We start from the raw sequence: 14,323 nt of genomic DNA on the forward strand, positions 1-14,323 counted from the left end.
TTGCCGCTGACGGTGCACACCGCCGTCGTCGTCGAGGTGAAGGCGACCGTCAGGCCGGAGGAAGCGGTGGCGCTCAGCGTCACCGGGCCGCTGGTCAGTGCCGCATTCGCCGGCTGCGTGAAGCTGATCGTCTGCGTGCCCTGGGTGACGGAGAAACTGCGCGACACCGTGGCGGCGGCCTGGTAGTTGGCGTTGCCGGCCTGGTCGGCGTCAATGGTGCAGGTGCCGGCCGAGAGCAGCGTCACCGAATTGCCGCTGACGGTGCACACCGCCGTCGTCGTCGAGGTGAAGGCGACCGTCAGGCCGGAGGAAGCGGTGGCGCTCAGGGCCACCGGTCCGCTGGTCAGCGCCGCATTCGCCGGCTGCGCGAAGCTGATCGCCTGCGTGCCCTGGGTGACGGCGAAGCTGCGCGACACCGTGGTGGCGGCCTGGTAGTTGGCATTGCCGGCCTGGTCGGCGTCGATGGTGCAGGTGCCGGCCGAGAGCAACGTCACCGAATTGCCGCTGACGGTGCACACCGCCGTGGTCGTCGAGGTGAAGGCGACCATCAGGCCGGAGGAAGTGGTGGCGCTCAGCGTCACCGGCCCGCTGGTCAGCGCCGCATTCGCCGGCTGCGTGAAGCTGATCGTCTGCGTGCCTTTGGCGATCGTCCCGCTTACCGTCTGGCTGGCCGTCAAATGCGCCGGCGTTGTGCTGTCGACCGCCTGGACCGTGTAGTTGAACGAGCCTGCGGCAGTTGGCGTGCCTGACACCGTGCCCGTAGCGGAATTCAGGGAGGTACCCGCAGGCAGGCTGCCAGCCGATATGGAATAGGTGTAGGGTGCCATCCCACCGCTCGCGACATTGGTCTGCGAGTAGGATTGGCCGACCTGCGTCGCGGCCGACGGCGTCGAGGCTAGCGTTACGGTCGATGGCACGTAGGTTATCGTGATGAGACCACTGCTAGTGGCGGTATCGAGCCCATCGACCGTGACCATTGGAATGAATTGGAGATCCGTGATCCGTCCGGCAGGGGTCGTATAGGTGAAAGTGCATGTTACGGCCTGATTCGTTTGGCCGTTCGGGCCCGGGGAACAAGTGCCGACGCTGAATACCGACCCATTCGTATCCGTGAACGTCGCACCAGTCCATGCCCGGTTATCGGTGTTGAAGGCCATGGTGAAGGTGATGAGGGTGCCAGGATCGGTAAAGGTGGTGGGACTGGCACTCACCGAGTTGATTGTCACCGCGTTGGCAGCGGTGCTTGCGAAGACTGAGAGTATAGCAAGAGAAATAAATACGCCTATGTATCGCGCCAACAGTCTTGCAGGCAGCCTGGCTCGCCTGAGCAGCGCAAAAAGATTGAGAGTGGTCTTGTGGACGCCCGAAGCGCCCAGGGACACATACTGGCGCGGCCAGTCCAAAAAGCCCAACATGGATCGCCCCAGCCCTGGCGTCACCGTCTGGCGACGCGCGAACAACTTATAAAAGCAAGGCTTAGGAATTCGATCGCATCCTGATTGATGTCATTCGGTTCTCTTCTAAAAACCGACGAATCCACTCAAGATATTTCAAGATATTGTCGTTGCTAAAGTTTCCCAGCCAAGCCTGACTGTTAGCGGAACGCAATATTGGGCGCAACGGGAAGCGGAGAGCAATGTTTGGGTGTGACCAAATAGCCACATATCAGACGGCATGACATCACGGCATAGCCACATCATGGGAAACGTGGCTACGCCGTGATGGAGTGGAATTCATGCCGTACAGCAATGCCTTGACGGCAACAGGCGGGTCAGGTGCAGACACGGACCTCTTCGACCACCCTGTGGTGGTGGCGCCAATGTTTGACCAGCTCGATGTGGCAGCGGTGATGCCTGTGATAGCGGCGGTATTCGCGGTCGCTGTAACGAACATCGCTGTCGTCGTTATAGCGATTGTCGATATAACGCTGGCGATCGTGATGGCGGCGCACGACGACCTCGCCATTGTCATAGTCGTCGTCAGGCGAATACTGGGGCTCGTCGCCGGACTGGATGGTGACGCTCGCTGCCTGCGTCGGCGCAATGACGGAAGCCGAAGCGGCCAGCGCCATCATCGCGGCCAGGAAAAAGCTTTTCATGTCTTGTCCTCCTGTTGTTCAAGCCATATCAACTCGCAAGAAGAGCCGCCGTTCCGACGCGGCCCTACACGCTTTCCAACGCGGTCGACATCAAGGCGTTATCGGTGTGCGGCTACAGGCGGACAAAGGCGGTCAGCGGCAGATGGTCGGAGGCGACCCGCGACAGCGGCGTGTCATGCGCTTCGACGGCCGCGATCATTCCGTGCCGGTTGGCCATGATGCGGTCGAGCGCCAGCAGGGGCAGGTTCGAAGGGAAGGTGGGAACAGCCGGCGGCAGCGGTCCAAACGTCAGATGCAGCGTGTTCAGCGCGGAGCGGTTTCCGAGGCGCCATTCGTTGAGGTCGCCGAGCAGCAGCGTCGGCTTCTCATCGGGGCTGTTCATGATATCCAGCACGACCTGTGCCTGCTGCGACCGCGAACGGCGCAGCAGGCCCAAATGCGCCGCAATGACGCGCAGGGACTGGCTTCCGTCGAGGTCGATTTCCGCCACCAGTGCGCCACGGGGTTCCAGCCCGGGAAGCCTGATCTGATGCACGTCGCGCACGACGCCCTTTTTGAAAAGCAAGACGTTGCCGTGCCAGCCATGGCCCTTGCCGGTCGCCGAAATCGGCACCGGCACCAGGCCGGTTTCCAGTTCGAGCCGGGACAGGTCGAGAAGTCCGGTCCGGTCGCCGAAACGATTGTCCGCTTCCTGCAGGGCGATGACATCCGGGTCGATCTCGCGGATGACCCGGCTGGTGCGGTCGGGATCGAACTTGCGGTCGACGCCGATGCATTTGTGGACATTGTAGGAGGCGACCAGCGTTCCGGTGGCGTCCGCCTTGTTCGTCGACGTGGCATTTGCCTTCCGCATCCGCTTGTCGCGAATGGACAAAAGCATGCTTGCCGGCAGGCTGCGCCCGTTCACCCGCATCGTTTGCCCGCCATTCCTGCTGCTTGCACCATGCACCTCAAAAGATAGAACCTTTCGGCATCTGTTCCACCGTTCACGTCAAGCTATCTGGCAAACACGTCCTTTTGTTAAAGATAGGGCGAGCCCAGCCACAGGATGCGATCGAACAGGCGGATGACGAATGGCCGCGCCCGCAATGCTTCCAGCGTGACAGGGACGGCCGTCTCGATCGCGGCCACGATCCGCTTTTCGATCTCGCTGGCGAAGCCGGCGTCGAGTATCTCCAGGTCGATCTCGAAATTCAGCCGCAGCGACCTCGCGTCCAGGTTGGAAGACCCGACATAGGCCCATGCGCCATCGATCGAAAGCAGCTTCGAATGGTCGAAAGGTCCTTCCGTGCGCCAGACGCGGCAATAGTGCTTCAGAACCTGGTCGAACTGCGCCGTCATCGCACGATCGACGAGGAAAAGATTGTTCACCGCCGGCACCACGATGTCGATTTCGACACCGCGTCTTGCCGCAGTCGTCAGGGCGCTGATCAGTTCGCGGTCCGGCAGGAAATAGGGCGACATGAGGCGGATCGATTTGCGCGCGACGGAGAAGGCGCCGATCAGCAGCTTGTGATTGGTCTCGACGCTGGCGTCCGGGCCGGACGCGACCGCCCGCACCAGCATGGGCGTGGCGGGCGCCGGCGACAGCGGGGCAATTCGCCAGGCATCGCCCTTCAGCGCCTCGTTGCTGGCGAAACGCCAATCTTCGGCGGCAACCGAAAAGAGGTCGGCTACCACTGGACCGGTCACGCGAAAATGCGTGTCCCTGGAACTGTTGGAGCCGGCAAACTCGGCGGAAAAGCCCTTGCGAATGTTCATGCCGCCGGTAAAGGCAACCATGCCGTCGACCACCAGGATCTTCCGATGGGTCCTCAGATTGGCATAGGGCAGGTGCAGGCCCATGACGATGTTGCCGTTGAAGAGCCCGGCGGTGATGTCGGCGCCGCGCAGATGGCCCAATATGCTGGGCACGGAATAGCGGGCGCCCACGGCGTCGATCAACACGCGCACGCTGACGCCGCGCCGGACGGCCCGAGCAAGGGATTCCACGAAGAGCAGGCCGACTGGGTCATTGTCGAAAATATAGGTTTCGAGGAGGACGCTGCGTTCGGCGCCGTCGATGGCCGCGCACATCGCGGTATAGGCTTCATCGCCTGTTTCCAGGACAGTGATCGCATTTCCTGGATGGAGCGCGCGTCGCGCCACCCTGTCGCCCAGCGTCCTGAGGCCGATGAAGCGCAGCCCGTACCGTTCGACGATCAGGGCCTCCTCGGCGGCAATGTCGCGGTCGTGCCTGGCGGACGCCAGATCGCCGGCAAGCGAGCGCTGCGCGCTGATCGAGGCGCGACGGATGCGGTTGATACCGGCCACGGTATAGATCAGCACGCCGAGGATCGGCGACAGCACCATCACGCCCACCCAGCCAGTAGCGGCGCGGACGTCCTCCTTGGTCATGACGGCATGGGCAATGCCAACGCTCGCGATCACCACCGAGATGATCGCCAGGATTTGAGGCCAGTGAGTCGCCAGGCTCTGCAGCATGGCCGGAACTATCCAGCGAGCGGATACAGAAGGCAATGCGGACGATCATTCGCCGCGTTCCCACGCCACGCGCTGCGGCCATTCATGATCGCGTCAGACCGCGCGGCCCTCGCCGTCGAAGAAATGCAGGTGCGCGGGGGCTGCGTTCAGGCCGATCTCGACGCCGATCTCGGGCGCCGTTCCTTGATTGTGGATGACAAGGCAAGTCTGGCCTGCGTCCAATTCCACGTGGATGAGCGTGACGGCGCCGGTGTATTCGGCAAGCTTTACCTTGCCGCGCAGCGTGGCGGACGAAGGCTGGGCCAGCGACAGGTGCTCGGGCCGAATGCCGACCGAGACGGCCGTCGGGGGCAGCAACGCGCCATGGGTGATCGGCCGCCCATCGGCGAGCGGCAGGATATTCATCTTCGGGCTGCCGATGAACTGGGCGACGAAAATGGTTCTGGGGCTCTCGTAGAGTTCGCGCGGCGAGCCGACCTGCTCGATCCTTCCGTCGCGCAACACCACGATCTTGTCGGCAAGGGTCATGGCCTCGATCTGATCGTGGGTCACGTAGATCATCGTCGTCGACAGGCGCTGGTGGAGTGCTGCGATCTCGGAGCGCATGTGCACGCGCAATTCGGCATCGAGGTTCGAAAGCGGCTCGTCGAAGAGGAAGACGTCGGGATTGCCGACGATGGCGCGGCCGATGGCCACGCGCTGGCGCTGTCCGCCCGATAGCTGACGCGGGAAACGGTCGAGCAACGGCTCGAGCTTCAGCGTCGCGGCGGCTTCCGAGACGCGCCGGGCGCGCTCGCCGGCGGGCACTTTGCGGACCTTGAGGCCAAAACCCATATTGTCGCGTACGGTCAGGTGGGGGTAGAGCGCATAGGACTGGAACACCATTGCCACGCCGCGCCTGGCCGCCGGAACCTCATTGACCAGGCGGCCGCCAATGTGGAGTTCGCCCTCGCTGAGGTGCTCGAGGCCGGAGATCAGCCGCAACAGCGTCGACTTCCCGCACCCCGACGGGCCGACGAAGACGACGAACTCGCCATCTTCGATCTCGAGATCGACTCCACGGATGACCTCGACCGTTCCGAACCGCTTGCGGATGTCCTTGAGCAGAAGCTTTGTCATGACTCCCCTTATCCCTTGACGCCGGAGAGGGCGAAGCTCTCGATGATCTGGCGTTGGGCGATCAGATAGATGATGAGGATGGGAACCACGGCCAGGCTGGTCGCCGCCAATTGCAGGTTCCACAAGGGCAGGCCGTAGCTGTCGTTGAAATTGGACAGCGCCAGCGGCAGCGTGAATTTTTCGAGCGAACTGAGGAAGATCAGCGGCTCGAGGAAGAGGTTCCACGAATGCAGGAAGGTGATGATCGCAACCGCGGCAAGGGCCGGCCGCGCCATGGGCAGGGCGATTTTCAACCAGACGCCGAACCGCGACAGGCCGTCCATCTTGCCGGCTTCTTCGAGTTCCCTGGGCAGCGCCAGGAAGAACTGACGCATCAGGAAGGTCGCCACCACGCCCTGCGGGCCGAATACCGGCAAAAGGATCAGCGGCCAGTGCGTGTCGATCAGGCCCATGGCGCGGATCAGGAAGAAGTTAGGGATGATGGTGACCTCTTCCGGCACCATCAGCGCCATCACCAGGAACAGCATCAACAGCCCGGCGCCGGCAAAGCGGATGCGCGCCAGCGCGTAGCCCGCGAGCGAGGCAATGAACAGGGTCAGCACCGTCACCGTCGCGGCGATATAGAGCGAGTTGAAATACTGCCGCGCGAAGGGCTGATAGGTGAACACTTCCGCGAAGTTCTCGAAGCGCCAGACGCGGGGAATGAGGGTCGGCGCGCCGAATATCTCGGTGGTGCTCTTGAACCCGCCGGAAATCATCCACAGGAACGGGAACACGAAGGGCACGGCCAAAAGCAGCAGCGCCATGGTCCAGCAGATGCGATAGAGAATCTCGGTCCGGCGCGGGGTCACTCCATCTCCTTCCGCCGCAACATCACCTGCACGAGGGTGAGCGCCATCACGATGACGAACATGATCAGGGCCAGTGCTGCCGCGTAGCCGACGTTGAAGAATTTGAAGCCTTGCTGATAGATGTAGAAGGCCAGCACCAGGGTACCGTTTTCCGGGCCGCCACCGGTCATCTGGTAGATGTGGTCGAACACCTTGAACGAGCCGATCGTCGTCAGAACCATGATGACCAGCGTCGTCGGCGCGAGCAGCGGCCAGGTGATCATGCGAAAGATCTGCCAGCGCGAGGCACCTTCCAGCGCGGCTGCCTCCTCGTAGTCGCGCGGTATCGACTGGAGCGCGGCGATGTAGAGGATCATGTTGAGGCCGACCATCTTGATGACGCGGGTGACGATGACGGCCGCCATCGCCCAGTTGGGCTCGCGCAACCAGTTCGGGCCATCGATGCCGATCCAGGCGAGCATCTGGTTCACGGCGCCGCCTTCGCCCTGCAGCATGAATTTCCAGACGATGGCCCAGGCAATCGCCGATGTGACCACCGGCGCGAAAAAGACCGTGCGAAAGAAGACGACGCCGAGGAACGGCCGCGCCAGCGCCAGCGCAAGCGAGAGCGCCAGCGCCATGTTCAGGGGAACGAGCCCCAGCGCGAAGATCACGGAATTGCGCACGACATGCCAGAAGTCGGGGTTCTCCAGCAGCGCATTCTGGAAATTGCGAAGCCCGACGAAGGCCGCCTGCTGGCTGAGCAGGTTCCACTCGGTCGTCGAATAATAGAAGATGGCGACCAGCGGCCCAAGGAAGAAGACCAGGAAGCCGATCAAGGTCGGGCTGACGAACAGCCACGCCTCCAGTATCTCCCTGGCCTTCAAGCTCAGCCACGGCGCGCTGGCAGGACGCGCCGCATTGTCCCGGGATGCCATGCCTGCCATGAACCGAAATCCTGTCAGAGCAATGGCTGAATGGCGGCGCAGACGCCCTTCAGCGCCTCCTCGACATTGGCGTCGGCCCGCCACAGCGCGTCGACGCGCGGCGCCATCGCGGCGAATATCTGCGGCACATGCTCATGCGAAGGGTGAACGCGGCCGTTGACGATCGCTGCGGCGACGCTTTTCATCTGCTGCGGCGGGATCAGCTTGTTGGAGTTGACGAAGGCGTCGCTCTCCAGGACGCTCTTGCGGGCCGGCGGAAAGAATTGGGCCATGACAGCCACATTGTCCTTGCTGGTCATGTCGGCCACCAGTTGCGCGGCAAGCTCCTTGTTCTTGCCGGACGCAAAGACGGCCAACGCGGCCTGGCCGATGACCGGAGCCTCGCCGGCGGGTCCCGAAGGCAAGGGGGCGATGCCCCATTTGAAGCCCGCCTCGGGCATCTTCGAGGCTCGCGAGATCTGGTTCACGGTCATCGCCGAATTGCCGGAGAAGTAGTCGCCCTGCTCTCCCGGCGGCACGATCGACTTGTCCTTGAACACCATGTCGTGGAGCTGCTTGATGGCAGCCACCGCTTCAGGCTTGTCGAGGCCGCACTGGCCGTCGGCCCACAGATCGCCGCCGTAAGCGCGCACGGGCGGCAGCAAGGCGTGCGTCATGCGCGATGCGGAGCCCTCGCCATCCTTGAATTCGAAGCCCCATTTGCCGGGATTGGCCTCGGTGATCTTCTTGGCGACCTCCTGGAATTTCTGCATGTTCCACTCGCCCTTCGCGGCGAGCTGGTTGGGATCTTCGACACCTGCTTTGTCGAACATGTCCTTGTTGTAGTAGATCAGGAACGGCGAGGTGGAGAAGGGCACGCCGTAGACCTTGCCGTCCTTTTGCCAGAGCGCCATGGCCGGCTCGGAGAAATCGTCGAAATTATATCCCTGCGTCGCCTTGAGCGTCGGGCCGATGTCCATCAGCAGCCCGGCGTTCTCGAAGGCGGGTGCGGCATCTTCCATCATCCAGGCGATATCGGGGGCGTTGCCGCCGGCGACCTGGAAGGTGAGCTTCTGCGTGTAGTCGGCGACCGGAACGGTCTCGAATTTCACCGTGACACCCGGATGCTTGGCGATGAAGCCCTGGGCGATGCCGTTCAGCATCTTGAGGTGGGCCTCGCTGCCGGTCCACACGGTCACCCGGAGTTCCTGGGCCAGCGACTGCGCCGACAGGGCGCACAGCGCCAAGGTCGATAGTGCAAGCTTGATTGCGGTCTTCATGGTTTCCTCCCGAAACGCCGATGGTCCAATCAACAACTGCGGGCACGCAACGAACGGGCCGGCAGGCGGCGGCGACTTGTCATGCTGTTGTCCCCGGCAGCGCGCCGGGCGCGTCGCCGATCGTCCAGCCGCCGTCGACGGGCAGGTCAGCCCCGGTAATGTAGCGGGCGGCGTCGCTGCACAGAAAAACGAAGGCGCCGACGAGGTCGTCGGCCTGGCCGTGGCGGCCGGCGGGAATCTTCGCCGCGACCGCTTGGCGGAAGGCGGCGTCCCGGTAGCGCTCGGCCGTTGCCTCCGTCTCGATCGCGCCGGGCGATACCACATTCATAGTGACGCCATGCGGCGCAACCTCGCGCGCCATGGCGCGCACCGCCATCAGTTGCGCCGCCTTCAGCGAAGCATAGACGATCGTTTCCGCGCGCGGACGCCTCGCCATCACGCTGCCGGTCGCGACCACGCGTCCCCATCCGCGCTTGGCCATGGCGGGAACAAGCCGCGTGGCCAAGGTCAGCAGGGCCGTGAAGTTTGCCGCCACATGGGCCTGGATATGCGCTTCGTCGATCTCACTCCATGCACGGCGCCGCTCGATCGCGCCGTTCGAGACGAGGATGTCGATGGGCCCGGCGCCGGCGGCTTCATCGGTAAAGGCCGACATTGACTTGCTATCGGTGAAATCGGCTTCGAGAACCGCGGTGCCCGGGCCGATGGCGGCAGCCGTTTCGCGCGCGCCGGCGGCGTCGCCGAAGTGATGCAGCGCGACGCTGGCGCCATGCTGCGCCAGGGCGATCGCAACCGCGCGCCCGATGCCGGAGCTGGCGCCGGTCACCAGCGCCCGCCGTCCGGCAAGGGAAAAACGGTCCTTGCTCACGGCGACGGCTCCCCGAGCTTTTCGGCAACCTCGAACGAGGCGATGTCGGCCGCGTCGAAATGCTCGTGAATACGCCGATCCGCGAGATCGGTGTCGCCCGCCACGATCGCGTCGTAGATCGCCTGGTGCCGTTCGACGGTGGCCCGCCAATCCGCTTCCGTGCGGTTGGAGCGCTGGGAGAACAGTTCAGAAACCTCGCGTTGGACAGACCGCAATCCTTCCATCTGGATGCGGATCATGGAGTTGCCCGTGGCTGTCGCGAGGCCGAGGTGGAACAGAATGTCGGCTTGCGTGAAATCGCCAGGCCTGCCGATGCCTGAGTGCATGTCGAGCACGGCTTGGCGCATCATTTCCAGGCCGCGCGGGTCGCGGCGCTCGGCGGCCAGCCTGGCTATGCCAACCTCGATGACGCGGCGCATCTCGTTGGCTTCCTGAAGCCGCGTCAGGCTCGAACGGACCGCATAGGCGTAGATGCGCTCCATCGGCTCGCCGCTGAGCGCCTTGGCGCGCGCGACTTTTCCTTGCTGCGTCGAAACGAGGCCCGCGCTGGTCAACTGGCGCAGCGCCTCGCGTGCGATGGGCTTGGAGACGCCGAATTCCCTGGCGATCTCGCCTTCCGGCGGCAGCGCTTCACCAGGCGCGATGCGTCCGTCGAACAACGCCGCGGCGATCGCGTCCGAAACGCCGTCCGCGAGGCGGGAAGGGCTCGCGAGTTTCGCGGCGAAAATCGGCTTTCGTGCTGCGTCCAGGGGCATTCGGGATCCTTTCCGCGGATCACTAGCACGGTTTCCTCAAACATAGCAACTAAGTTTTTTGGTTGCTAAGTTTACAGGTGAGAGCTATGAGGGCGGTGCGAGAGGACAAGGGAGAAATCTGGAGCCGATGCACGTGAGCGATCCAATCGCGGCGGGGCCGCTGAAGATTGCCGAGGTGATTGCCCATCCCCTCAGCCAAACATTGCCCCGGCCCACGGTCACGTCCTGGGGCGTCTATGAAAAGGTCTCACTGGTCCTGGTCGAAGTGCGCACGAGCGAGGGCATTGTCGGCGTCGGCGAAACCTTGGCGCGGTTCTCGCCCAAGGCTTATGTCGAGCTGATCGAAAGCTCGCTCAAGCCGCGCCTGCTCGGCCAGGACGCGCGCAACATCGGCGCCCTATGGCAGTCCATGCGCCGCGCGCTTTCGGGCAGGGCGGGCGGCGTGCTGATCGAGGCCATCGCCGGCGTGGACATCGCGCTATGGGATATATTGGGCAAGGCGACCGGACAGCCGATCGCAAAGCTTCTCGGCGGTGTCGGACGCGATCGCATCGACGTCTACGCCGCCGCGGTCAACTGGGTCGACGACGATGTCGCCGACGCTGAACTCGATCGTTATCTCGGCGAGGGCTTTACGCGCATCAAGGGGAAGATGGCGCGGCCCGTGCGCGAAGCCTGCAAACGGATCGAGCGCATCCGCAAGCGCGCTGGCGATGCGATCGGGCTCTGCGTCGATGCGAACTGGGCCTACAATCTGGACGAAGCGGTCGAGGTGGGCCGTGCGCTTTCGGCAAACGGCTATTTCTGGTTCGAGGAGCCGCTGCAACCGGAAAACGAGCAGGGCTATGAGGAACTGCGCCGGCGCTGCGACGTGCCGCTGGCCGCGGGCGAGAGCAATTTCACGTTGGACCAGGCGCAGCGCCTGATCGCCAACCGGACGTTGTCCGTGCTGCAGCCCGACGTGGCGCGCGCGGGCGGCATCTCCGAGACGCGTCGCATGGCCGACTACGCCGCCGCGCATGACGTCCGCTACGCGCCGCATATCGGCATGTCGGGCATTGTCTGCGAGACCGCAAGCGTCCATCTGGCTGCGGCGATGCCGAACTTCGGCGTCATGGAGTGCGAATGCGACGCCAGCCCGTTCAAGACCAGTCTGGCCGATCTCGCGCCCGGTTGCGTCAGGCAGAAGAACGGCACGCTCGAGGTCCCGCAGAAACCGGGGCTGGGTATCGAGATCGACTGGGACGCCGTCAAGAAACTGAAAGCCGGATGAGGCCGAGATGAAGAACCAGGCTCCGAACCAAAGCGGCGACCTGATCGAGGCGATGCGGCTGGCGCTGCTGCGCGCGGACCCCGCGCTCAGCCGCTTCGACCCGCTGCCGCGGATATTGTCGTTCGACGATTTCGCGCGCGGCCATTGCGGCTGGTCGCAGCTTGTCGGCAACTATGAGGACGATCTGGACACGATGCTGCCGGGCTACGCGCAGCATACCAGCGCCATGCTGTCCACGCTCGCGCACTGGGACGCCGGCTCACACGGGGGGATGGATTCATCCTACGCGTTGAAGGTTGCGACACGTCCCGTGCCGGGAGCCCGTAACGTTGCCATCAAACGCCACACATTCAGGAAGCGCGGGCCGATCCGTTTCGAAATGTATTTCACCTTCAAGCCCGAAGCCAATGCGCTGAAGCTGTCCGAAACCGATGTGCGCTCCGTCGGCTTCCTGTTCGACCTGCAGGGCGGAGACCAGAATGGAAACAGTGATCGGGTCATGCCGCATCTGCGCTTTTTGAACGCGCTCGACGGCCAGCACTTGCAAAAATGGCAATACAAGCGCGAGACAGAGAAGATCATCCCGATCGGCAGCGACGACAAGACGATCAGCCACTATCACCTGTCGCCGGAGGGCTGGCTCGACCTTCCCGGCGGATCGCAGCGCCTGTGCTACAACGAGATCCCCACCAAGGTGAACTGGACTTATCTGTGCTTCGATTTCGATCTGGAATCGATGACGGCGCTCGGGCTGCGCTGCAACGATCGCAGCTTCGATCTCTCGGGATTCGATTCGATCCGCATTCCGGCGATGAAGAACCTGTGGTGTATGCTCAATTTCGGCCTCTTCGCTGAAACCGACGTTGCCAAACGGGCCTTCCTCTATGTCGATTCCATCTGCATTTCCGGAGACTTCTGATGCTGCCCGAGAACATCACCGCGGTCGTCTCGCGCAACGAGCGCTGGCGCGGCGAGGCCGCCAGCGAGCCTTACGAGGCAGGATGGGCGCGCGAGGCGATCTTCTTCGTGCGCGCGTTGAAGCAACCTGTCGGCCCTGCGGCAACGGCGTGGGTCGAGATATCGCCGGATGGAATGCACTGGCTGCGCGAAGGCACCGAGTTTGTCATGCCGGCCGAGCGCGACGGCATGGCAATGGCGCGGCTTAGCCATTTTGGCAACTGGCTGCGCGTCGCGGCGCGTTTCGACAGCGGCGCGGAGTGCAGCGTACTCGTGACGCTGCACCTGAAAGCCTGAACACGCCTCGCCAACCTTGCCGCCGGCCACCTCTTATCGGTTCACGGAGACATCATGATCGACCCCTATGCGACGTTTGCCCAGGACAGTTTTGCCGGCAAGACCGTGCTGGTGACCGGTGCCGCGAGCGGCATGGGTTTCGAGACCGCCCGTGCCTTTCTCTCCAAGGGCGCCGAGGTGGTGATGTGTGACCGCGATACTGAGGGGTTGGCGAAGCGCCATGACGAACTGAGCGGAATGGCCGGGACACCGCACAAGGTGGTGGCCGACATGGGTGACCCCGACAGCATCGGGCGCATGTTCGACTATTGCGACGCCAGGCTGGCGCGGCTCGACAATGTCGTCACCTGCGCGGCGATCATCACCGCCAAGAAAATCGCGGAGCAGGATTGGGCGCACTGGCAGCGCGTCCTCGGCGTCAATCTGCTGGGCACCTTCTTCACCGTCCAGGGGGCGGTGCAGCGCATGCAAGGCAATGCCGGCGGGGGGAATATCGTCTGCGTGGCCTCCGACGCCGGTGTGCATGGCGGCGGCGGGCTCATCGCCGACACAGCCTATGCGGCGTCCAAGGCCGGCACGCTGTCGCTGGTGAAGTCGGTTGCGCGCGAATTGGCGGGAAAGAAGGTGCGCATCAACGCGCTCAATCCGGGGCCGACCGATTCGCCGATGCATTCCCATATCGACCAGGCTCTCAAGGACCGCATCGCGGCCAATTTGCCGATGCGCCGCATGGGCCGGCCCGACGACATGGCCGCCGCGATCCTGTTCCTTTGCTCGGACGCCGCGAGCTTCGTCTATGGCGCGGCGCTCGACGTTGATGGCGGCTCGATGTTCCGCTGACCGGCACGAGCGAGGCATGGTGACCGGCGTTAGGCACCGGTCACTGCGCCCTGCCGGCGGCACGACCTACGGAGCTAGGTGCTCTCCATGACGTTGCCCGGAACCTGACATACTTGAAAACCGAAGGTTCGGCGAACGTTCTCCTCAGGCGGAAACGCCGCCTCTGCCCGTCTTGACCCCCGCCATCCAGGGTATGGAGGTCGAGACGTCTTCAAGGATCCTGGCCGAGCGGGCAAAGCCGGCAAAAGCATCGCGTGCCAGCGAGGCTGGGACATGGCCGTCATAGGCGCGCTGACACGCGCGCAGGGCCGTTTCGAAAATCGGGCCTCTGCGGTTCCGGGGCCAATTCTGCAGAAACTCGAATGCATCTTCGAGGCACGCTACTTCCTCGATCATGAAATCCCCGTTCTTCACCAGAACGGGCTGCTCGAACATTTTGTCGTTCATGAACTTCCTCCGTTGGCTGGATGCTTTTGAGGAGTTGGCGCCAACCCCTTCATTAGAGCAGTTCATCGTTTCACGAGACGCCGAACTGCTCTACCTGTTTGTTTCCACGTAATTTCCAGGGAAAAGCGATATACGCTTTTCCCTGGACT

Annotated in this window: 15 protein-coding genes; 4 read left to right on the forward strand and 11 right to left on the reverse strand. The window is 63.4% G+C overall.

Annotated features, from left to right (window positions below; genetic code table 11):
- The 10 genes from LB532_RS18690 to LB532_RS18735 form a co-directional block, all read right to left on the reverse strand.
- The coding region (locus tag LB532_RS18690) for a putative Ig domain-containing protein (RefSeq protein ID WP_224557056.1) at nt 1-917 on the reverse strand (917 nt) is incomplete at its 3' end.
- 854 nt (nt 918-1,771) lie between these two features.
- Nucleotides 1,772-2,098 carry a hypothetical protein gene (locus LB532_RS18695; RefSeq protein ID WP_140641494.1) on the reverse strand — a complete coding sequence of 109 codons (327 nt, stop codon included), beginning with the start codon at nt 2,096-2,098 and terminating at the stop codon, nt 1,772-1,774.
- A 112-nt stretch (nt 2,099-2,210) separates the two neighbouring features.
- Nucleotides 2,211-3,011: an endonuclease/exonuclease/phosphatase family protein gene (locus LB532_RS18700; protein ID WP_140513604.1), complete on the reverse strand. Its 801-nt coding sequence runs from the start codon at nt 3,009-3,011 to the stop codon at nt 2,211-2,213.
- 107 nt (nt 3,012-3,118) lie between these two features.
- The gene (locus tag LB532_RS18705) at nt 3,119-4,582 is read right to left on the reverse strand and encodes a phospholipase D-like domain-containing protein (protein ID WP_224557058.1); all 1,464 of its coding nucleotides are present in this window, start codon (nt 4,580-4,582) and stop codon (nt 3,119-3,121) included.
- Between the two features lie 93 nt (nt 4,583-4,675).
- On the reverse strand, nt 4,676-5,701 hold the full coding sequence (locus tag LB532_RS18710; RefSeq protein WP_140641490.1) for an ABC transporter ATP-binding protein: 1,026 nt from the start codon (nt 5,699-5,701) through the stop codon (nt 4,676-4,678).
- An 8-nt stretch (nt 5,702-5,709) separates the two neighbouring features.
- Entirely contained in the window at nt 5,710-6,507 is a 798-nt protein-coding gene (locus tag LB532_RS18715; RefSeq protein ID WP_140513925.1) for a carbohydrate ABC transporter permease, read from the reverse strand.
- A 41-nt stretch (nt 6,508-6,548) separates the two neighbouring features.
- A complete protein-coding gene (locus LB532_RS18720; protein ID WP_140641753.1) occupies nt 6,549-7,469 on the reverse strand; it encodes a carbohydrate ABC transporter permease in 921 nt (306 codons plus the stop codon).
- 23 nt (nt 7,470-7,492) lie between these two features.
- Nucleotides 7,493-8,737 (reverse strand): ABC transporter substrate-binding protein, encoded by a 1,245-nt coding sequence (locus LB532_RS18725; RefSeq protein ID WP_140641486.1) that lies wholly within the window; start codon nt 8,735-8,737, stop codon nt 7,493-7,495.
- Between the two features lie 79 nt (nt 8,738-8,816).
- The gene (locus LB532_RS18730) at nt 8,817-9,605 is read right to left on the reverse strand and encodes an SDR family NAD(P)-dependent oxidoreductase (RefSeq protein WP_140641484.1); all 789 of its coding nucleotides are present in this window, start codon (nt 9,603-9,605) and stop codon (nt 8,817-8,819) included.
- Nucleotides 9,602-10,360: a FadR/GntR family transcriptional regulator gene (locus tag LB532_RS18735; protein WP_140641482.1), complete on the reverse strand. Its 759-nt coding sequence runs from the start codon at nt 10,358-10,360 to the stop codon at nt 9,602-9,604. Before LB532_RS18735 ends, LB532_RS18730 begins: the two co-directional genes overlap by 4 nt.
- Before the next feature lie 133 nt (nt 10,361-10,493).
- Between LB532_RS18735 and LB532_RS18740 the strand changes: the two genes are divergently transcribed.
- The 4 genes from LB532_RS18740 to LB532_RS18755 all read left to right on the forward strand — a co-directional run bounded on the left by LB532_RS18740 (nt 10,494) and on the right by LB532_RS18755 (nt 13,727).
- Nucleotides 10,494-11,633 (forward strand): mandelate racemase/muconate lactonizing enzyme family protein, encoded by a 1,140-nt coding sequence (locus LB532_RS18740; protein ID WP_224557062.1) that lies wholly within the window; start codon nt 10,494-10,496, stop codon nt 11,631-11,633.
- A 52-nt stretch (nt 11,634-11,685) separates the two neighbouring features.
- A complete protein-coding gene (locus LB532_RS18745) occupies nt 11,686-12,552 on the forward strand; it encodes a DUF6772 family protein (protein WP_140641752.1) in 867 nt (288 codons plus the stop codon).
- Nucleotides 12,552-12,887: a hypothetical protein gene (locus tag LB532_RS18750; RefSeq protein ID WP_140641478.1), complete on the forward strand. Its 336-nt coding sequence runs from the start codon at nt 12,552-12,554 to the stop codon at nt 12,885-12,887. The genes LB532_RS18745 and LB532_RS18750 overlap by 1 nt, the downstream gene beginning before the upstream one ends.
- A 132-nt stretch (nt 12,888-13,019) precedes the next feature.
- Nucleotides 13,020-13,727, forward strand: a complete 708-nt coding sequence (locus tag LB532_RS18755; protein WP_246674457.1) for an SDR family NAD(P)-dependent oxidoreductase — start codon at nt 13,020-13,022, stop codon at nt 13,725-13,727.
- A 144-nt stretch (nt 13,728-13,871) separates the two neighbouring features.
- Here the strand turns inward: LB532_RS18755 and LB532_RS18760 are convergent, their stop codons facing one another.
- Nucleotides 13,872-14,174: a DUF982 domain-containing protein gene (locus tag LB532_RS18760; RefSeq protein WP_140641474.1), complete on the reverse strand. Its 303-nt coding sequence runs from the start codon at nt 14,172-14,174 to the stop codon at nt 13,872-13,874.
- Nucleotides 14,175-14,323: the final 149 nt, after the last annotated feature.

The sequence above is a fragment of the Mesorhizobium sp. ESP-6-2 genome (assembly GCF_020164675.1).
Taxonomy (GTDB): Bacteria; Pseudomonadota; Alphaproteobacteria; order Rhizobiales; family Rhizobiaceae; genus Mesorhizobium.